Origin of the sequence: Halomonas sp. SpR1, from assembly GCF_031010175.1 — a bacterium.
In the GTDB taxonomy this organism is placed as follows: domain Bacteria; phylum Pseudomonadota; class Gammaproteobacteria; order Pseudomonadales; family Halomonadaceae; genus Vreelandella.
Window position 1 is genome coordinate 1 of record NZ_JAUAMB010000001.1, and the last position, 19,794, is coordinate 19,794.

The window sequence follows — 19,794 nt, forward strand, 5'->3', positions numbered from 1 at the left end:
TTTTGCGAGATCCACGCCAATCACCCTATACTTGTTCATGGTCTTCTCCCGTCTTGAATGAAGTGACACTTTCATTCTGGCGCATTTTGACGCCGACAATGGGGGGGAGGAGACCATCTCATCATCCATGGGCGCTCGGCTTTTTCATCCCTGAAAAAGACGTTTCGCTTTCACGCCTACCTGTGCCGCAGTGTTTGAGAGTGTTAATTAAGGGATTAAAACACTGACTCAAACGGCCCCATCTCGATTTGAACTGACTTGGTTTGGGTATAGTGATTAAGCGTCTCGATACCGTTCTCGCGACCAATGCCCGACTCTTTATAGCCGCCTACCGGCATCTCCGAGGGTGACTCACCCCAGGTGTTAATCCAGCAGATTCCTGCTTCCAACTGATGAATCACGCGGTGGGCACGGTTCAGGCTTTCGCTGAAGACACCGGCGGCGAGGCCATAGGTGGTGTCGTTGGCGCGGCGAATGACCTCTGATTCGTCGTCAAAGGCGAGCACCGACATCACTGGGCCGAAGATCTCTTCGCGCACGATACGCATATCGTCGGTGCAGTCGGTGAATACCGTAGGGGCAGCCCAGGCACCGTTGGCGTAGCTACCGGTGTTCCACTCGTCGTCACCGACTAACAAGCGAGCACCTTGCTGTTTGCCCAGCGCAATATAGGAGAGCACTTTCTCCTGGTGTTCAAAGCTGACCAAAGGCCCAAAGTTAACGCTGGGATCCATTGGGTCACCGGCCTTGATGCGCTTGACGCGTTCCACCAGCTTGGCTTCAAAGGCGTCTTTTACGCTGCGTTCTACAAATACCCGCGTACCGTTGGTACAAATTTGGCCGCTGGAGTAGAAGTTGGCCATCATGGCGGCGTCGGCAGCGCGATCAAGGTCGGCATCGGCGAACACCAGCAGCGGCGACTTGCCCCCCAGTTCCATGGTGACGTCTTTTAATGTCGAGCTAGCAGCAGCGGCCATCACCTTTTTGCCGGTACCCGCCTCGCCGGTGAACGAGACTTTCGCGATGCCGGGGTGTCCGGTGAGCATCGCTCCCACGCGGCCATCGCCCTGAACAACGTTAAATACGCCGTTAGGCAAGCCCGCCTCGGTGAAGATTTCCGCCAGTTTCATCACCGTAAGTGGAGTCACTTCGCTGGGCTTAAACACCACCGCGTTGCCTGCAGCCAGCGCCGGGGCGGCTTTCCAGCAGGCAATTTGAATCGGGTAGTTCCAGGCGCCAATCGCGCCAATCACGCCCAGTGGCTCGCGGCGGGTGTACACAAACGAGCTATCGCGCAGGGGGATCTGGCTGCCTTCAATCGCGGGCGCCAAACCTGCGTAGTACTCCAGCGCATCCGCCCCGGTCACGATATCGACGCTAGCGGTCTCGCTGATTGGCTTGCCGGTGTTGCGGGTTTCCAGCTCGGCGAGCTCATCATTGCGCTCTCTTAACAGCGCGACGGCGCGCAGCATGATGCGCGCACGTTCCATGCCGGTCATGGCGGCCCACTCGCGCTGGCCGCGTTGGGCAGCGGCGACGGCTGAATCGACATCGGCTTGGCTGGCTTGGCCGATAGTGGCCAGCAGGCTGCCATCGAAAGGGTTGGTAACGGTAAACGTATCGCTTGAAGTGGCGTCTACCTGGCGACCATCAATATAAAGTGGTTGTACGTCTTGAGCGGCCATGTAGGACTCCTTAAATAAGATAAAAAATTAGCTGTAAGTGTTGGAAGCGGGTTGTTGGCATCCATAGTGCGCAAGAAGCTGATCGAGATAGGTGTGGGCAAGAAAGCGCGCTTCTTCAGCATCAAGGCCTTCTGGTGTTAGCGCGCCGCGCAGCCATAGCCCATCAATCATGGCGGCCAGGCCGCGGGCGGCGTTACGGGCCTCTAGGCGAGGCATTACACGGCGGAACTGGTGGCATAAATTGCTGTAAAGGCGGCGGTCATTGACGTTTTGCAACCGCTGCAGCATCGGTTTGTGCATGCTGCTGGCCCAGAACGCTAACCAGGTCTTGGCGGCGGGGCCGGTGACCTGAGTGCGGTCAAAGTTACCCTCAATAATGGCGCCAATGTGGGCGCGGGAGGAGTCGTCTTCCAGCGCATGGCGGCGCACCGCAACGGCCGTGGAGAGGTCAGTCAGAATTTGCCGCATGGTCGCTTCCAGCAGGCCATCTTTACCGCCAAAGTAGTGGCTGATAATGCCCGCTGAAACGCCCGCATGACGCGCAATACGCATCACGGTGGTTTCGGCCAGGCCAACTTCATCAATGGCTGCCATGGTCGCATTAATTAACTGCTGGCGGCGTATCGGTTCCATTCCCACCTTTGGCACGACGTTCTCCTAAAGAGATTCTCCTAATTCGTTGAATGCCTTACGCGGGTCGATGCTTGAAACCCGAGCGTAGACATGATTACCTAACCATGATGGCATTTTTTTATTGAACGTTCAATCAATAAAAAGACGCCGACAATATTTATCGATTTAAGGGGACAACGATGATGAGCAGAATTTCTCCACGCTATGCAGGTGCTTTATTGCTGGCTGCGGGTTTGCCTACGGCGGCCTATGCAGATGAGTGCAGCAGCGTGCGGTTTGCTGAAGTGGGTTGGACGGATATTACCGCCACCACTGCGCTCGCCAGTGAAGTGCTCGAAGGCCTTGGGTACGAGCCCAGCATTGATACAGTTTCCGTGCCGATTGCCTACGCCGGTATGCGTAACAATGATTTCGATGTCTTCCTGGGTAATTGGATGCCTTCCATGGCCTCTATCAGCGACCCTTATATCGAACGCGGTGAAGTTGAACGCCTGGCGACCAATCTGGAAGGGGCTAAGTACACCCTGGCGGTGCCTCAATACGTTTACGATGCGGGGGTGACGTCGGTTAACGATTTAGCGGAGCATGCGGAGCAGTTTGACCGCAGCGTTCACGGCATCGAAGCGGGTAACGACGGCAACGAACTCATCGAGCAGATGATCGATGACGACGCCTACGGATTAGGCGATTGGCAGGTGATCGATTCCAGCGAAGCGGGGATGCTGGCGGAGCTGCGCGCTCGGGTGCCCAACGAGCAGTGGATGGTATTTTTGGGCTGGGAGCCGCACCCCATGAACTCCAACTTCGACATGGCCTACCTTTCTGATGCCGATGACTATTTCGGCCCAGACTTGGGCGGCGCGACGGTGCACACCAACACCCGAGCCGGTTTCGTGGAAGAGTGCCCAAACGTAGGTACCTTACTGCGCAATATGACCTTTACCTTGGAAATGGAAAACCAATTGATGAGCGCGATCATGGATGATGGTGAAGATCCCCGTGATGCGGCCCGTGAGTACCTAAAAGCCAATGAGGGTATTCTTGATGAGTGGTTAGCGGGTGTCACGACTCGCGACGGCGAGCCTGGCGCTCCTGCTGTGCGTGCAGCCATTCAATAAGGCAGCTTTGCCACGCCTTGCAATAGAAGCGGCAAGCCGGATTCCGGCTTGCCTTTCGTTATTAAGGTAGGCATAATCTGCACCCGTTGATGAGGGAAAGGCTACGTAGCTCAGCTGGTTAGAGCACATCACTCATAATGATGGGGTCCCCTGTTCAAATCAGGGCGTAGCCACCACATCAGCATTAGCACACTTAATTTACCTCTTTGGTAAATCGTCTGTTTTAGACAACAAAGTGTGCCGTTATGGTGGCCCCTTAGGTCCTCCCGCAACGCTAAACTGCGAACCCCGCCAGGCCCGGAAGGGAGCAACGGTAGTGGTGGCTGCGTGTGCCGGGATGTGGCTTTTGGGGCCGCCTCCATTTCTAGTAAACAATAGATCAGTTGACTCCCCGTCAATTTGTATCAGCAAAACTTGTTGCTGATACAAGTGTGCTTTCCAGCCTTATCTTCTGGTGATCCCAAATAGAATGTCGCTTGTAGTATCAGCTTTAGGTTTAGTTAGCCATACCACCTAGTTCCTGTTGCTGAGTTGTTTGTTCAGTTTCGATTTGACTCTTAGTGTCTATTTCAATCGTTGGCTGCTTGAATTGGCGCAGCTGTCGCTTTAAGTAGTTAGTGTAAAGGTATTTGTTGTAAACCGCCCAACAGTGGAATATCAGGAAAGTGATGATGAAACCCGCCAGCACTATCTTGATCATGATTGAGGCGTAGAGTTGTTCAAGGAACGCTTCCTCCATAATAAAAAACATGTACAGTCTGGCCATCACCAAAATCCACAATGTTAGTGTGGCCAGTGTGATCAAGGTATCGCGTGATCGATAGCCCCAGCTTTTCTGGCAGGGGTTGTCGATGATGACGGGCATCAGTTTATTGTTCATTGAATTGCTCCCCTCTGTCCGGGCTAGTCCAGGTGGCATGCCTTCCTTTTTGGCGCAGCATAGCTTTTGGGAAGGCGATAATGACGGTGGCCATATTGATAATCCAATAGGCGAATGGATACCAGATACTCCAGTAGACGCAGCGGAATATCTCCTTGTCGTAGCGGCTGTCAATATAGAAACTAACGCTGAACTGGATGAAGCTGATGGCGATCAGGATGCTGCCGAAGTAGGAGAGCAGCTTGGCGGTGATAGGCCATGCCATAGGCATTAACAATTGAGATATCAGCCATGCCACAATCAACGTGATAACGGAATAGCACCACACCACGCTGATGATGTACTCCAGCATCAGTAGCCAGAAGCGGCGGTTTTTCCAACGGCTGGTTTGAGAGAAGTAGCGCAGGAACACTTCACCGCCACCTTGCGCCCAGCGCAACCGCTGCTTGAAAAGCCCGCGTAGAGTCTCCGGCATTAGTACCCAACACATGGCCCTGGGTTCATAGCGCACCTGACCGCCTGCCAGCTGTAAGCGCCAACTGACATCAATGTCCTCGGTGATCATGTCGGTATTCCAGCCACCGATCTCTTCCAGCGCCTTGCGCCGGAACGCGCAGATAACTCCAGAAATGGTAAACACCATTCCGTAGATACGCTGGGCGCGTTTGATCAAACCTATAATGGCGGAGAACTCGCCGGTCTGAATCTTGCCAATGGCGGTTGAGCGGGTTCTCACCCGAGGGTTGCCGGTAACGCCACTGACGTTTGGACTACTGATAAAGTGGCTGACCATATAGCCAATGGCGTCGTAGTCGAGTATCGCATCGCCATCGATTCCCACGATGATGTCACCGGTGGCGTAGCTCAAGCCATTGTTCATGGCGCTTGCCTTGCCCTGGTTGGCTTGGTGCAGTACCTGTAGTGCCGGGTACTCGAGTGCTAAGGCATCCAGTCGGCTGGCGGTATCGTCCTTACTACCGTCGTTGACGGCGATAACATCCATGTGCGGATAGTTCTGCTTGAAAAGGTGATGAATGGTCTCATCCACATTCGCCTCTTCGTTATAACAGGGCAGCAATACGGTTACTTTAGGAGCGTTCTCGTCCCACATGAAGGTGGCAGGCCAAGGTTGTTTACGCTCCCAGTGAACGTAGAAGTAGATGCCCCCGCATATCCAGATGGTTGCCATCAGGCTTGGGTAACCGAGTGTAAAGATGGCTAGATGGTCAAGTATATTCATGGGATGGCCCTAAACCGACGTCCAATGGAAAAGACAGGTCGCATCACATTGATATCCGGATGGTTTTGGTGGAAGTCATCGGGATAGTAACCAATGTTTTTGATGCCTTCTTCACGCAAAATGCGAACCCACTGAGCGATCTCAGCGCTGGGAATGGGGGTTTGGGTGTGCCAGTTTTGTGCCTGCAGTTCGAATACCAATTGGTCGGCGCTTACCTGCGCCAGCGAACGCTGGGCAAGGCTTCTCAGCCACTCATCGGGATTCTCGGCTTCTTCCATGTAGGGCATAGCCATCACGGCGACAAAATCGTAACCAGCGGCAAAGTTTTGCATATCCTGGGCAAACCAGCGTTGGCTACGCGGCTCCATCACTGTGACGGCGTAAAGGTTGCGTGAGGTGGTAAATACCTTATTGTCCGCCTGGCGATAGTAGTTCGCTGCCTGTTCCAGCTCGAGAGTGAAATCGGTCAGGTATTCGGTCTTGAAGCGTGTCCAAGTGGTCATCAAGCCTTCGTCATTGCGGATGGCGTTGATATCCCTTGGCAATGACGCGCTCTGATAAGCGCTCAGGGCGCCAGGGGAGGCATCCTCAAAGTCTGTAAAGAAGGCATCGTCGTGAAACAGCAGACCATCGAACTTGGTCAGTCGACCAAGATCTTGGTAAATCTCACGAATGGTATGACGGTTCGCTTCCACGTAAGGCGAGAGGCGACGGTAGTGGTCGGGTGACTCGCTGCCAGTCCTTACATCGGTCACGTACTGGTAACCAGGCCCTAGGTCAAACGACAGCACCGGCATCCATGCATATACCTTTACGTTGGCACGTTTCTTTAACTGCCAGGCAACACGGTTGAAAAGGTCGGCTCTAACCGGCAAATGTCGATTGGGGAAGTAGAGGGCATCGGCTACTCCGTCACCATCCGGATCAGCGTAAGCTTGCAGGTACACTGTGCTGACACCGTAACGGGAAATGCGCTCAATCAAACGGTCGAGATTCTGCTCTTGCTGAATTGGATCCGGGTCATACACATAATCCAGATCAACGTGTACGATCCGCAGCTCTTCGATTTCCCATATGCGGTTGGAAAGTATCTCTTCAATCGTTTCCAGGGTAGTCTCCTGGTCAATGAGATACCGGTTCATGCTGCTCATTGAGTCATTGAGATGGTTGGGAGCACTGAGCAAGCTGAAAGTGTATTCCATACCATATTCGGCGGCGATATCGAGAGTCGCCTGGCTGTAGGCACCGTAGGGCCATACCATGATACGGGGGCTCTGGCCTACCTGTTGTTGGAATCGTTGTTGAGTACGAGCCATATCGTTACGAATCCGCTCAAGGTAAGCAGCTTCGCTTTCATAACCGCTGCGCGCGTTCCATATACTGGTTACCGCGGCTGCTTGTTCGTTGCCCATGGGGTTGCCGACTACCCCGTAATGAAGGTCGTAGGAGTGGGAGGCGATTTCCACCAGCGGTGATTCGTTCAGCGTTCTGACCTGCTCCCAACTGAGAAAACGTTCGCGGGGCAGGGTGATGTTGCCATAGGGCACACGTCCACCAGCGGGTACATCCAGCCAACTGCCTACCACAGCTTGTACGGCGGGGAAGTTGTAGAGTTTGAGTAGTGGGAACACAATGTCATAAAAGCTGCGATAGCCATCATCGAAAGTCAGCAGTACGGCTTTGTCTGGCAGAGGTTGCCTCCCTGCTTTGGCATCCAGGATCTGCTGTAAACTCACTGGCTGGTATCCGCCAACAGCAATGAGGTTGAAGTGTTCAATTAGCCGGCTGCGAGTAATGGTCTGCGAATAGATATCCAGCTCAGGGGTGACGCTGGAGTCCACAATATCGTGATAGCTGATCACCACATAATCCCCCGGCAAGCGGTCAGCCTGGGCCTGCTGAATGTTGACCACTACCAGCAGAACCGCGCTCAGTACAATAACGCGCCAGAGTGTCATAGGAATCTCCATACAAAGCCGGCTGAAATAACATTGTCATATTCAGGAACACCGTCGTAGACGGCTCGTTCGCGGGTAATGCCATATTCAAAATTTACGGTGGGGGTGAGCTCCCAGCTGTGCTGGTACCCAATCGACCACGTGTTCTCGCTGTCGAAATCTTCTTGCCAGTAGCGTCCTGAACCGAGGGAAATGGACTGGATAAAGGACTGCCGGTAGTCAATCGGGGTTTCGTAGTTGACGGTTAATACACCGGCCAGGCTTGCGTCGCGCCGAGGATTGAAATAGCTGGCATCCACATCATCATTACGTGATGCGGATGCCTGTACCTCTCCGTTGACCTGCCAGCGATCCAGATGGTAAAGCGTTTGATTCCAGTAGCCATAAACAGATTGGCGCAGGTTGCTATCGTCAAAATCGGTGGCCATAACGCCGATAGCACCAGCACCACGCTCGTCTTGTCGATAGGCCAGTTCAGCACGGTAGCGATCGGCGTTGACGCCATCCCGCAGTGCCCTCAGTGGTGTGTCGATGGTGTTGATCTCGACGCCCAACGTGGTGGTGACGTGATCCGTTGGGGCGTACTTCAGCTCGGCGAGAGCCAGGAAGTCGTCGTTGAGCTGTGAGCCGTGGCCCGCAGCAAGGGTGACTGTAGCTGGGTGCAGGTTCCATTCGTAGCCGGCTACGTTGTAGGAAGCATAGAGATTCTCATCGTCAAATTCTCCGAACTGGCCAACACGTTGTGCGAAAGGACGAGAGCCGTTGCTATTTCGCGGCCCTTCAAGAAGTACTTCATAGCGCCACTCTCGGGATGCTTGAGTACCGCTACCTTGTCCCTTACTGCGCTCGAACGTACTGCTTAGTTGCGGAGCACGTTGTTCGCGCCACTCTCGCGCTAGGTCATCCCGTGAGGCACTCGGCCTTGCTTCGGTAGTCGTTCTCGCAATTTCAGCAGTGGTGCCTTGCCACTGGCCCCGCTGCAATCGGGCAAGCAGTACCCCGTGCTGGGCAACAGTTTGTTGGTCAGGTGGAAGTAGCTGCTCAGCCTGTTGGTAAGAAGTTTCCGCTTTTCTTGTCCAGCCTCTCTCACGCTCAATATCACCCTTTATCAGCCAAAGGTAGGGATCCGCTGGTGCTTGATTTTGATATTCCGCAAGGCGCTCGCTAGCCTCGTCGGTGCGACCTCGCCAGGCATCAAGTAGAACTTCCAGCAACAAAACTTTTTGATAGTTGGGGTTCTCAATACGTACGGTGCGAGTAAAGTCTAGGCGTTGCTCAGGTTCACTGGCACGCCACTCTTCCAATAATTTGTCCGCATCGCGAAATCGCTGAGCGTCAGTGTAACTGTAAAACAGTCCCTCATTGAGGGGATCGTCAGGGTTGGTTGCCTGTTCGGGGGATTGTCGAATCAGGTTTTCGTAGAGTTCGATGGCTTCATCAGGACGCCCCATGCCATTCAGTGCATAGGCTCTGGCACGCGCCACATAGCTTGGTAGCTGGCCATGCTGGTTTTCAAGCCGCATGGCTAGCGCTTCCGCTTCAGAGAAGCGCCTAAGCTCTGCGAGCGCCACCACCTTGTCGTATTCAGCAATGGTGATAAGTTCTTGGGGGGCATCTGGAGTGTTCAAAACGCTGTTCAATTGCGCCAACCCTTCCTCCGTTCTGGTGGGCTGGTCGGTATGTATGCCCAAGCGTATATCCGTTACCCCTTCATAGTAAGTAAGCCACAGACGGTCATTATCGCTGAAGACATCGGCGTTGGACTGCATGATACGGCGTGCCGCCGAGCTGGCGCCAAGCCCCACGGCCAGACGGTAAAGTGCTTGCAATTCGCCCGTATTGTTTGGATCTTGAGCTACTAGTGCCTGGCGGGCGTCCAGCTCTTGCATGGCGTCAGTTGTCTGTGCTGCCAGGTAGCCCTTTGCCTCAAGCCCAGCCGTTGTTGTACCTGCTACCTGGTTGTACTGCTGCAACGATATATCCGCCAGGGTATAGCTGCCCATATCGGTATGAACCAACGCTTGGCCTAGCCATCCTTGTGGATTTGACGGGTTTCTATAGGTAAGTGTTCGGAACATCTCCAATGCCTTGTCGTATTCACCTACACTGCGAGCCGCACCGGCAAGGTTGGCAAGTTCCGAATCACTGTAATTTTCCGTTTGGCACCAAGGGCACACGTCCAGTGCTTCCTGGTAGCGAGTGGCGCGTACCAGCAGTGCTATCAGATCAGCCCGAACACGCACATCGCGTGTTTGGTGATAAAGTGACTGTAAACCGTCAATGGATGTTTCCAGTGCCCCCTGGCGTGCCTGGATAACCAGTGCTTCGCGTTGCGCATCAGTCGTTGTTTGCCCCTGCACCGCAGCGGAAGTGAGGCAAGCGAGCAGGCAAATCGGCAGTAGGGAGCTAGGACGATTCTGCATGGTGATATTCCTACCCTGGGAGCTAATGACAGCTTGTTTGTAATAAAATGTATCTCTCAGTGTATAGGAGTTTCTTTAAGTAAATATTGGACTAAAACATGAACTTGAAGAGGAATATCATCAGTCTAAGAGGTGAGTTGGCTCATCCTAACGCTATGATGAAAGCCCTTATAAGCTTAATTATAAAGGAACAATATTCTTTAATTTCGGCAAGGTAAGCCACGGACAAGCTCAAGGCCTTGACATAATATTGAGATATTAATGAAGTATATTTATGACCGAAGCTGACATTGCTTATTTATGGATTTCCCATGGAAGCAAAGTGCGGTTAGAGGTGCCGCTTCCCTCTTCTAATTTTAATCAATCTATATTCCCCTCCGTAATTATTGCCCTTCGCCAAACTGTTAAGGTGCTTACTTGCACTAAATCAGCTATCGCGGTACTAAACAGATACTTATTCAGTGACGGATAATGCAATGAAAATGCTACTGCGATGGATGCTTAGCTTTGTGGCGCTATTAGCGCTTCTGTTGGCGGGGCCTGTTTGGATATTGGCGAGTAATCAGGTGGTGACTGATGGGCATTGGTCGTCGCTGGATCGGTCATCTGCTGGTATTGCACCTGATCCAGAGGAGAATTCGGAAGCCGTGGTTCAGGTTTATTCCGCGCGTGCTTATAACTGGCGTGGGGCGTTTGGTGAACATATCTGGATTGCGACCAAGGCGGAAAATGCCGATAGCTACCGACTTCATCAAGTGTTGAGCTGGCGGCGCCCAACGGTGGTCTCTTCAATTGATACGCCTGATCGAGCGTGGTTTGGCAATCCTCCCACACTGTTGGCTGATTATCGCGGCGATGCGGCTGCTCAGATAATACCCCAAATAGATGCCGCCGCCGCTGACTATCCCCAGGCTGAGCTTTATCGAGTGTGGCCTGGGCCGAACAGCAATAGCTTTATTGCCTGGGTAATACGCGAAGTACCCGGTTTTGAGGTGTCGCTCCCGGTAACTGCAATCGGCAAGGATTATATTTTCAATGGTGTTTTTGCGGCTGTGCCCAGTGGCACCGGGTATCAGCTCTCGTTCGGTGGGGTGGCAGGTATTATGTTGGCACTGGAGGAGGGCATTGAACTCAACCTCCTCGGCTTAAGCTTTGGTGTCGACGTGATGCGACCCGCTCTGAAACTACCAGGCATAGGGCGGCTGGGGATGCCCGCTAAAGTATTGGGAAGCTCATCATGACAGTAAAAGCCGTTGTGTTCATTTTTATGCTGAATTCAGGTAAATCATCTGCGTTTTCCCCACTGATAACGAGCAGCAGGTTTAGCTCTTTTGCTGCTGCTCGGTGAAGCGCTGCATGATGGCTAGGGTTTCGTCGCTAACATGGTGCTCCATGCCTTCAGCGTCAATTCGCGCAGTCGCATCTCTCACCCCGAGAGCACGTAAGAAGTGCAGCACGATATCGTGACGGGCGCGTGATGTCTCTGCCATTTTCTGCCCTGCTTCGGTTAGAAACAGCGAGCGATATGGCTTGCTAGTGACTAACTCCAGCTCATTTAGACGCCGAATCATTTTTGAGACCGTCGCCTGGCTGACCGCCATACGGTTGGCAATGTCTGCCGCGCGCGCTTCGCCGCGGTGTGCCAGTAGATCACCAATTAGCTCGACATAGTCTTCAATCAGCTCGGTTTCGTGGGCGTTTCGCACCGTCGCATACTGCTGGGCGTGCTGCTCCACAGGGGGCAGGGCATCACCAGGAATGCTCGGGGCAGGCAATGAAGCGTTTGGATTAGAATCAGTCATTGGTAAATTATATCGAAAGCAGTGGTAACAATCATTGGATACTTCTTGGGATAGTAGCGTATTTTTGGGCAATATTGTTAGCCAAGGCTAAACTGTTTGCACAATGCTTTTTTGTTGAGCTACAGTCTACTTATCGGTCATGTACAAAAAAGGAGAGACAATGAGTAAGTGCAGCCTGGGTATAGCCTTAAGCCTGCCGCTCTGGCTGAGCGCCGCTCTAGCCAGTACGGAAGCGCCCAATGCTGAGGCGCAAGAGAGTGCGATGTCTCCCCTGAATGTGGCCGTCACGTTTTCTGTGCTTGGCGATATAGTTGCCAGCGTGGCAGGGGAGGATGCCAATGTCTCGGTATTAACCCCGGTTGGCGCTGAAGTGCACGAATGGGAATTAACCCCCAGTAATTTCGCTGCTTTGGAAAGCGCAGACGTTGTGTTTTACAACGGCTACCAGTTAGAGCAGTGGATGCCCCAGGTCGAAGCAACGGTCATTGACGGAACGCCGCTGGTGGCAGTCGCCGAAGCCTCTGAATACCCGACTCAGACGATCATTACCGGCGACATGGAAGGCGATGTCGATCCTCATCTATGGATGGATCCGCGTGCGGTGTCAGCTTTTGTTCAAGTGGTCGCTAATGAGCTGGAGCATCTACTCCCTCAGCGGGCTGAAGCGCTTCAGCAGCGTGCTGAAGCGCTGAAAGAAGCGCTGCATGCACTGCATGTTGAACTCCAGGAGCGCCTAGAAGCGATACCTGAAGAGCGCCGCGTGCTACTGAGTAGCGAAGCCGCTTTCCTGTACTTCTCAGACGCTTATCACTTTGAGCATGACGGCATCTGGGGAACCAACGCCGAAACCGAGGGTTCACCCCGTCAGCTTATGCGCGTGGTGGATATGATTAATGAACGCCAACCAGCGGCGCTGTTCTGGGAGAGCACTATTTCCGACCGCCACGTCACCAGCCTGGCACGGGATACCGGTGTTAAAGTCGCGGGGCCGCTATATGTGGACTCGCTTAGCGAGCCAGAGGGTGAAGCGGGCGATTATTTCACCATGATGCGCCACAACGTTGAGCTGTTGCGCGAAACATTGGCAACTGAGTAAACGATCATGGCAACGACTTTTGGCGGCGCCCCCGTGGCGATTAATATCCAAGGGCTCTACGCAGCTTATCAGCGCCAGCCCGTCTTGGAAGACATTGACTTGCAGTTCCCTGCGGGTAAATGGACGGCCATTGTAGGGCCTAACGGTGCGGGTAAATCGACGCTTTTTCATGTGCTTACCGGTAGCATGAAAGCGCTGCGGGGCAGTGTGCAGGCGTTTAATCAGCCGATTGAAATACACCGAAAAGCGGGACATATCGCTTACATGGCCCAACGTGAAGCCATTGAGTGGGATTTCCCTGTTTCCGTATGGGAGACCGTCATGGGCGGCCGCTACGGGCATATGCGCAATGATCCGTTGTGGCGGCGTTTATTGCCTTCGCACTGTTACCATCCTAGCCATGGGGAGGCCGTGCGTGAGGCGCTGAGGGCAGTCGATATGTTGGCATTGGCAGAGCGTCCTATTGGCGCGCTCTCAGGCGGGCAGAAAAAACGCGTATTGCTAGCCCGCGCGCTCGCCCAGCAGGCCAATATTTTACTTCTTGATGAGCCACTGGCGGGCGTAGACCCGCCCAGTGAGCGCTTGATTTTAGGCGTACTTGCTCGGGAGCGCGAGGCAGGGCGCACGGTTATTATGGTGACTCACGATATGCCCGGTGCTCGCCGACATGTTGACCATGTGGTGCTGATCAACCGTTTTATCCGTGGGGTAGGGTCGCCTGATGAAATGCTCAGTGATGCCAAATTGGCTGAGCTGGCGGTGAGCTCAATCGAACAGTCGGCGAACGATGTGCGCGTCGCTGAAGCATCTTCTTCCTTTATGGCTGCCCAGGGGTAAGTAAAGTGACAGAACTAATGACGGCACTGAGCCTGTTTGGCGACACCTTGGTGAGTGGGCTCATCGCTGCGTTGATGGTCATTGTCAATCTGCTGCCTAGCGCTGTTTCAGATGCATTCCAGTACGCCTTTATGCAGCGGGCCTTATTAACCTCGGTGCTAGTGGGTGCTATTTGCGGTATTTTATCTTGCTATGTGGTGCTTAAACGCTGGTCGCTGCTGGGGGATGCTATCTCTCATGCGGTGCTGCCAGGGGTGGCGATTGCCTACCTGTTAGGCTGGCCATTTTTTGTAGGCGCGTTTATAACCGGCGCCTTAACCTCGGTAGGAATTGGTGCTATTGAGCGCCACACACGGATTAAGTCTGACGCGGCCATGGGATTGATGTTCACAAGTGCCTTCGCGCTGGGCATAGTGATTATTAGCAAAATTGCCTCTAGTACTCACCTGATGCATATTCTGTTTGGCAACGTCCTAGGTGTTAAACAGTCGGCGCTATTGCTGACATTGGTAGCCAGTGTGATTGCCCTGTTAGTCGTGTGGCTCGCCTATCGGCCGCTGCTACTTTATGCCTTCGACCCCCTGCAGGCCCAAGCGCTGGGCTTTAATACCAGCATCATTCACTACGGGTTGATCCTACTACTAACTCTTACCATCGTAGCGAGTTTGGAAACAGTGGGGATTATTTTGGTAGTGGCGATGCTGATCACTCCTGGCGCCACGGCACACCTGCTGACCGATCGTTTTAAAACCATGATGCTGATTTCCGTGGCGGTTGGGGTTAGCTCGGCGGTTATTGGGCTATGGCTTTCGGTAGTGCTGGACGTAGCCTCTGGCGGCACCATTGTATTGGTCGCTACCAGTTGGTTCTTTCTTGCCCTACTATTCTCGCCCCAACACGGTTTGATACTTCGCCAGTGGCGTCGCTGGCGTATGGGTTAGCGCTAACACAACCGACTGCCTAATAGCAGCAGCGCCGGGTCTAAGCTGTGCCAACCCCACCAAGCTAACGCTAAACTGGCAAGCAGGGCGACCGCTAAGAGCAGAATAGAAAACGTTTTGGCAGCGTTCATGGGCTTACCTTGGTGAGTGTTGTGCGCTCAAGCGGCTTTTCACTTATAAACCAATGTAGCGCAGCTGCCACGACAGAGAGCACGATAGCCATTTGCCAGACCGTATTGTAGTTGCCAGTAAGGTCATAAAAATAGCCGCCCAGCCAGACGCCCATAAAGGAGCCAAGCTGGTGAAATAGAAATACGATGCCGCCCAGCATGGAGAGGTGACGAACACCAAACACAGAAGCCACGATGCCGTTGGTCAGTGGCACGGTGGAGAGCCATAGCAATCCTATGATGATACCGAATAGGTAAGCGCTAATTGGGCTTAACGGCAAATAAACAAATGCCGTAATCACTACGCCGCGAATCAAGTAGAGCCAGGTTAGCAATTTGGGTTTTGACCAGATACCGCCCATCCAACCTGCCGTATAAGTGCCGACAATATTAAACAGCCCCACTAGCGCCAGTACCGTTGTCCCCACTTGCACTGCCAGGCCTTTGTCGAATAAATAGCCGGGAAGGTGCACGGCAATGAACACCACCTGGAAGCCGCAGACAAAAAAGCCTAAACAGAGTAGCCAAAAGCCTTTTTGGCCTGCTGCTTCATTTAGCGCATCTTTTAGGCTTAAATCGGAGGCCGTTTTGGCCGAGGGCTTATCACGCAGCATGGCCCCCAAAGGAATGATAACAGTGGCAATGGCGGCCATGGCCATTAGCGCTGCCGCCCAGCCTAGCCACTCTAGCAAACCCAGTGTACCGGGCAGCATCGCGAACTGCCCAAACGAGCCTGCCGCGCTGACAATACCCATGGCCATACTGCGCTTTTCGGGCGCCACTGCACGGCCAACTGCGCCAAGGATCACCGAGAAGGTTGTCCCGGAGAGACCAAGACCAATCAACAGCCCAGCGCTGACCGTCATGCCCAGCTCTGAAGTAGAGAGGCTCATAAACAGCAGCCCCAAGGCATAAAGCAAACCGCCAACCACGATAATCCGGGCCGCACCGAAGCGATCCGCCAGTGCCCCGGTAAAGGGTTGCGATAAGCCCCAAACCAGGTTTTGTAAGGCAAGCGCAAAAGCAAATACGCCGCGCCCCCAGCCCAGTTCGCTACTGAGCGGCTCCATAAAGAGCCCGAAGCCATGACGTAAGCCCATGGCCGTCGAGATGACCAGGCTTCCCAATATAATCAACAGCAGTGAGTGGCGAACAACGAAGGCCATGGTGTTCTCTTTATTGGCAGGCTAACAGTTGGCTCACTATCGCATGCGTTGTGCGCTTTTAGAAGCTGCCAAATAGTGTTCCCAAGGTAATCACACTGATTAACGCAATGATCGGCAATGCAATGGTGACCATGGCAACGTTGCCGTAGGACTGGCGATGGGTCAGGCCGCAGATAGCCAGTAGGGTGATAACGGCGCCTGAGTGGGGGAGCGTGTCCATGCCCCCTGCAGCAAGCGTCGCTACCCGGTGCATTAGCTCAGGGCTAATGCCAGCTTGTTGCGCCATGGCTAAGTATTCACTGCCCAGGGTTTCGAGCGCAATTGAGAGCCCGCCGGAAGAGGAGCCGGTGATCCCCGCCAGCACGCTCATCGCCATGGCTTCTGAAATCAATGGGTTGCCAGGTGAAGCCGTAAGCACCGCATCGCGAATAAGGGCAAAGCCTGCCAAACTTGCGATGACCGCGCCGTAACCTACCTCTGAAGCAGTGTTAAAAATTGGTAGCAGCGAACCCAAGCAACCTTTATTCACGCTCTCCTTAAGATCCAGCCAGTGCTTCCAGCGGGTAATGACTAGCCATGCAGAAGCGCTCAGCAGGGCAATTAAAATAGCCCAAAGCCCGCTCTGACCCGACGGGGATACGTTTTCAAACTCGTCGCTGATAAAGCTTAAATCAAGGGCAGGAAACACACCGTAGGTAAACAGCGCATTCAAGCCAATTACCATAATGATGGGTATCAGTGCCAGCCACAGGGGGAGGCTGGTAGTTGCTTGTTCTTCATTGGCAACTGCTTCGCGCTCAGTATGCTGGCCGTATCCTTCCCCATTAGATGCCGCTTTTTTTACCCGTGACTGAAGGTAGAAAGTACCCAGCCCAAGCATAATCAGTCCGGCGATAATACCCAGGCCAGGCGCTGCAAAGCTGTTGGTTTCATAATAAGGAATGGGGATCGCGTTCTGTATTGAAGGTGTACCCGGTAGAGCTGTCATGGTGAAGGTAAAAGAGCCAAGCGCAATAGAAGCCGGAATCAACCGCTTCGGCACATTGGCGCTGCGAAACAGCTCGCGACTGATCGGATAAATGGCAAAAGCGACTACAAACAGCGATACGCCGCCATAGGTGAGAACTGCACAGGCCATGACGACGGTGAGCACCACATGGTGAGTGCCCAGTTTTTTGACAATCCCATTGGCAATTGATTGAGCAGCACCGGAATCGGCCATCAACTGCCCAAACAGCGCGCCCAGCAGAAACAGCGGGAAAAACTGAATCACATAGTTGCCTAGTGCGCGCATAAAGGTATCGGTGTAGATCGGCAATAAAAAGGCGGCGTCGCCAGAGAGCAGCACCGCTAAACATGCCATAAGAGGCGCCAGCAGCAGCACCGAAATGCCTCGGTACGCGAGGAACATTAATAAAAGCAGTGAAATGACAATCGCAAGTATGCTCATGCGAGCTCCTAAGCAAACGATAAAGTAGCCGACGCTGAAATTAAGCGGAAGAGAGATGGTAGGTAGTATGGTGCAATGCAGCAATGGTGTGGCGACTAAAGTCGTAATGCGTGAAGCATTAACCGTGGCCTTAGGTTTACCTATTTAATCTGCTAAAATCCGCCCCCTTCGCCGTTAATGACCTCTCAATAGCTCTAGGAATTTTCATGAATGCAGTAATTCTTGCGGTGCTCGTGATGGTGGCGCTATCGCTGGCGCGTGTCTCAGTAGTATTTGCGTTAGTCGTCGGCGCTTTAGTTGGCGGTTTAGTGGGTGGATTGTCACTAGAGCAAACGCTGGACGCCTTTAATCAAGGCGTTGGCGGTGGCGCCCAGGTAGCCCTGGCCTACGCCACCTTGGGGGCTTTCGCGGTAGCGATCTCCCGCTCTGGATTGCCGGATATGCTGGCTAACCGTTTGATTACACTTCTCGGCAAAGAGACCAACGCCGTGCATCAGGCGCGGGTCAAAATGCTGTTGCTAACGGCTGTGTTGTTGGTGGCTATCTCTTCTCAGAACGCTATTCCAGTACATATCGCCTTTATACCCGTACTGATTCCGCCGCTGTTGACCGTGATGAACCGTTTAAAGCTGGATCGTCGTGCGGTGGCCTGTGCGCTTACCTTTGGCTTAACGGCGCCGTACATGCTGCTGCCGGTAGGTTTTGGAGCGATCTTTCTAAATGATATTCTTCTGGCCAACTTAAATAGCGCCGGGGAGCCGTTGGGGTTGGAAATTACCCGCGGCATGGTGCCTATGGCGATGGCGATACCCGTAGGCGGCATGGCGCTGGGGTTAATCGTTGCGCTATTTTGGAGCTATCGCCGCCCACGAGAATACCAGGCCCAGGATATCGCTAACGCCAACGTGACTGAAGTTCATACCCCCCCTAAGCCGCATATGCTAGGGCTTGTGATGTCGGGTGTAGCTATTGTCGCAGCGCTTGGTCTGCAGCTTTATAGCGGCTCAATGATATTGGGTGGCTTGGTAGGGATTGGCCTGCTTTCCATAGGCGGGATCTTTAAATGGCGCGAAGCGGACGATCTGTTTACCAGCGGTATGCGTATGATGGCGCTGATCGGTTTTATCATGATCTCTGCGGCGGGCTTTGCCGAAGTAATGAAAACCACGGGAGAGATTGATGCCCTGGTATCGGGAGCCTTTGCGCTATTCGGCGATAATCGAGGCTTAGCTGCGCTGGTGATGCTACTGGTCGGGCTGTTTATTACCCTGGGTATCGGCTCGTCGTTCTCAACCATTCCGATTATTGCCGCTATTTTTGTGCCCTTGGCGGTACAGTTCGGCTTCTCGCCAATGGCCACAGTAGTGTTGGTGGGAACCGCCGCGGCGCTAGGCGACGCTGGCTCGCCAGCATCGGATTCAACCTTGGGGCCAACCTCAGGTCTTAACGTTGACCGTCAGCACGACCATATGTGGGACAGCGTGGTGCCGACATTTCTGCACTACAACATTCCGTTAGTAGGCTTTGGCTGGCTAGCGGCGATGATGCTCTAAAGGCGCCGCTTTAAAACGTCTATTTTAGAATTATAAAGGGACAACGCTGGTTGTCCCTTTTTGATTGAGCTGGAGTCTTATCATTATTTAGGCAGGTGGCTTTCAAACGCGCTTAATAGGCCCCTTAACAATGAAAGCTCTTTGCGGCTGGGCTGAGCACGGGCGAAGAGGGCTTGAAGCTGTTCTTCAGTGCGGGCGTGGGGCTGGGTTAAAAAGCCGCTCTCCTGCATTAAGCGGCCCAGATGCGCTTGAAAGTGTAGGAACTGTTCGCGGCTGGGCGGTGTTGCCTCCACTGGGCGCTGATAAGCAAAGCCGCTGTCCTCGCCTTTACGCCAGGCACGGTGCACTTCATAAGCCAGTATCTGTACCGCCTGGGATAAATTCAGAATACCGTAATCAGGATTAGCAGGAATGCTGACCTGGTGGGTGCAGCAGCGGATCTCATCATTCGTCAGTCCCGAGCGTTCGCGCCCAAATACTAGCGCCACTGGCGCCGTTTGCGCGTTCTGGATAACGTCTGCCGCCATCTCATCGGGTTCGTCAAAGTGGGGTAAGGGCAGGCTGCGTAAACGTGCGCTGGCGCCAACGACCTGCACGCAGTCTATGACTGCCTCTTCCAGCGATGTCACAACACGTGCATTTTCGAGCACGTCGGTGGCACCGGCAGCCAACCGGGTGGCTTCTTCATCAGGAAACATGCGAGGGTTAACCAGTACCAGCTCGGTTAAGCCCATGGTTTTCATTGCCCGCGCGGCCGCCCCAATATTGCCGGGATGGAAGGTCTGTACGAGTACGATACGGATATGCTGCAACATGCGCTAAGGAGCCTGGTAGCTTGTAAA

17 protein-coding genes, 1 tRNA gene and 1 other RNA gene are annotated in these 19,794 nt (G+C 53.6%); 8 read left to right on the top strand and 11 right to left on the bottom strand.

Annotation, left to right across the window (positions count from 1 at the left end; translation table 11 throughout):
* Positions 1-215: 215 nt before the first annotated feature.
* Both betB and betI read right to left on the bottom strand, forming a co-directional pair.
* Entirely contained in the window at positions 216-1,685 is a 1,470-nt protein-coding gene (gene betB / locus QT231_RS00005; protein WP_308334920.1) for a betaine-aldehyde dehydrogenase, read from the bottom strand.
* Positions 1,686-1,712: 27 nt separating this feature from the next.
* Complete coding sequence (betI, locus tag QT231_RS00010) at positions 1,713-2,333, bottom strand: transcriptional regulator BetI (protein ID WP_308334921.1); 621 nt, start codon at positions 2,331-2,333, stop codon at positions 1,713-1,715.
* A 167-nt stretch (positions 2,334-2,500) separates the two neighbouring features.
* On the opposite strand from betI, the gene QT231_RS00015 reads away from it, so the two are divergent.
* The 3 genes from QT231_RS00015 (at position 2,501) to ffs (ending at position 3,788) form a co-directional block, all read left to right on the top strand.
* Entirely contained in the window at positions 2,501-3,436 is a 936-nt protein-coding gene (locus QT231_RS00015) for a choline ABC transporter substrate-binding protein (RefSeq protein ID WP_308335222.1), read from the top strand.
* Positions 3,437-3,535: 99 nt separating this feature from the next.
* Positions 3,536-3,612: transfer RNA gene (locus QT231_RS00020), tRNA-Met, on the top strand.
* Between the two features lie 79 nt (positions 3,613-3,691).
* Positions 3,692-3,788, top strand: an RNA gene (gene ffs, locus QT231_RS00025) — signal recognition particle sRNA small type.
* A gap of 144 nt (positions 3,789-3,932) precedes the next feature.
* Here ffs and QT231_RS00030 read toward each other — a convergent pair.
* The 4 genes from QT231_RS00030 to pgaA are packed head-to-tail and all read right to left on the bottom strand — an operon-like array spanning position 3,933 to position 9,937.
* Positions 3,933-4,316 carry a hypothetical protein gene (locus QT231_RS00030; RefSeq protein ID WP_308334922.1) on the bottom strand — a complete coding sequence of 128 codons (384 nt, stop codon included), beginning with the start codon at positions 4,314-4,316 and terminating at the stop codon, positions 3,933-3,935.
* The gene (gene pgaC, locus QT231_RS00035; protein WP_308334923.1) at positions 4,306-5,556 is read right to left on the bottom strand and encodes a poly-beta-1,6-N-acetyl-D-glucosamine synthase; all 1,251 of its coding nucleotides are present in this window, start codon (positions 5,554-5,556) and stop codon (positions 4,306-4,308) included. The genes QT231_RS00030 and pgaC overlap by 11 nt, the downstream gene beginning before the upstream one ends.
* Complete coding sequence (pgaB, locus tag QT231_RS00040) at positions 5,553-7,514, bottom strand: poly-beta-1,6-N-acetyl-D-glucosamine N-deacetylase PgaB (protein WP_308334924.1); 1,962 nt, start codon at positions 7,512-7,514, stop codon at positions 5,553-5,555. The genes pgaC and pgaB overlap by 4 nt, the downstream gene beginning before the upstream one ends.
* On the bottom strand, positions 7,511-9,937 hold the full coding sequence (gene pgaA / locus QT231_RS00045) for a poly-beta-1,6 N-acetyl-D-glucosamine export porin PgaA (RefSeq protein ID WP_308334925.1): 2,427 nt from the start codon (positions 9,935-9,937) through the stop codon (positions 7,511-7,513). Before pgaA ends, pgaB begins: the two co-directional genes overlap by 4 nt.
* 476 nt (positions 9,938-10,413) lie before the next feature.
* Between pgaA and QT231_RS00050 the strand changes: the two genes are divergently transcribed.
* Positions 10,414-11,178 (top strand): DUF3750 domain-containing protein, encoded by a 765-nt coding sequence (locus tag QT231_RS00050; RefSeq protein ID WP_308334926.1) that lies wholly within the window; start codon positions 10,414-10,416, stop codon positions 11,176-11,178.
* 81 nt (positions 11,179-11,259) lie between these two features.
* Here QT231_RS00050 and mntR read toward each other — a convergent pair whose 3' ends face one another.
* On the bottom strand, positions 11,260-11,739 hold the full coding sequence (mntR, locus tag QT231_RS00055; RefSeq protein ID WP_308334927.1) for a manganese-binding transcriptional regulator MntR: 480 nt from the start codon (positions 11,737-11,739) through the stop codon (positions 11,260-11,262).
* A gap of 160 nt (positions 11,740-11,899) precedes the next feature.
* Between mntR and QT231_RS00060 the strand changes: the two genes are divergently transcribed.
* Genes QT231_RS00060 through QT231_RS00070 form a run of 3 tightly spaced genes read left to right on the top strand, consistent with a single transcriptional unit; the run spans position 11,900 to position 14,613 of the window.
* Positions 11,900-12,835 carry a metal ABC transporter substrate-binding protein gene (locus QT231_RS00060; protein WP_308334928.1) on the top strand — a complete coding sequence of 312 codons (936 nt, stop codon included), beginning with the start codon at positions 11,900-11,902 and terminating at the stop codon, positions 12,833-12,835.
* Between the two features lie 6 nt (positions 12,836-12,841).
* Positions 12,842-13,672, top strand: coding sequence for a metal ABC transporter ATP-binding protein (locus tag QT231_RS00065; RefSeq protein WP_308334929.1), 831 nt, complete (start codon positions 12,842-12,844; stop codon positions 13,670-13,672).
* Between the two features lie 17 nt (positions 13,673-13,689).
* Positions 13,690-14,613, top strand: a complete 924-nt coding sequence (locus tag QT231_RS00070) for a metal ABC transporter permease (RefSeq protein ID WP_308334930.1) — start codon at positions 13,690-13,692, stop codon at positions 14,611-14,613.
* Positions 14,614-14,615: 2 nt separating this feature from the next.
* On the opposite strand, the gene QT231_RS00075 is transcribed toward QT231_RS00070, so the two are convergent.
* From QT231_RS00075 to QT231_RS00085, 3 genes are read right to left on the bottom strand one after another with little or no spacing between them, the layout of a single operon-like run.
* Complete coding sequence (locus tag QT231_RS00075; protein WP_308334931.1) at positions 14,616-14,744, bottom strand: hypothetical protein; 129 nt, start codon at positions 14,742-14,744, stop codon at positions 14,616-14,618.
* A complete protein-coding gene (locus QT231_RS00080; protein WP_308334932.1) occupies positions 14,741-15,949 on the bottom strand; it encodes an MFS transporter in 1,209 nt (402 codons plus the stop codon). Before QT231_RS00080 ends, QT231_RS00075 begins: the two co-directional genes overlap by 4 nt.
* 58 nt (positions 15,950-16,007) lie before the next feature.
* Positions 16,008-17,399: a GntP family permease gene (locus QT231_RS00085; RefSeq protein ID WP_308334933.1), complete on the bottom strand. Its 1,392-nt coding sequence runs from the start codon at positions 17,397-17,399 to the stop codon at positions 16,008-16,010.
* Positions 17,400-17,605: 206 nt separating this feature from the next.
* Here QT231_RS00085 and QT231_RS00090 point away from each other — a divergent pair, with 206 nt between their 5' ends.
* Entirely contained in the window at positions 17,606-18,952 is a 1,347-nt protein-coding gene (locus QT231_RS00090) for a Na+/H+ antiporter NhaC family protein (protein ID WP_308334934.1), read from the top strand.
* 83 nt (positions 18,953-19,035) lie between these two features.
* Here QT231_RS00090 and QT231_RS00095 read toward each other — a convergent pair whose 3' ends face one another.
* The gene (locus tag QT231_RS00095; protein WP_308334935.1) at positions 19,036-19,767 is read right to left on the bottom strand and encodes an RNA methyltransferase; all 732 of its coding nucleotides are present in this window, start codon (positions 19,765-19,767) and stop codon (positions 19,036-19,038) included.
* Positions 19,768-19,794: the final 27 nt, after the last annotated feature.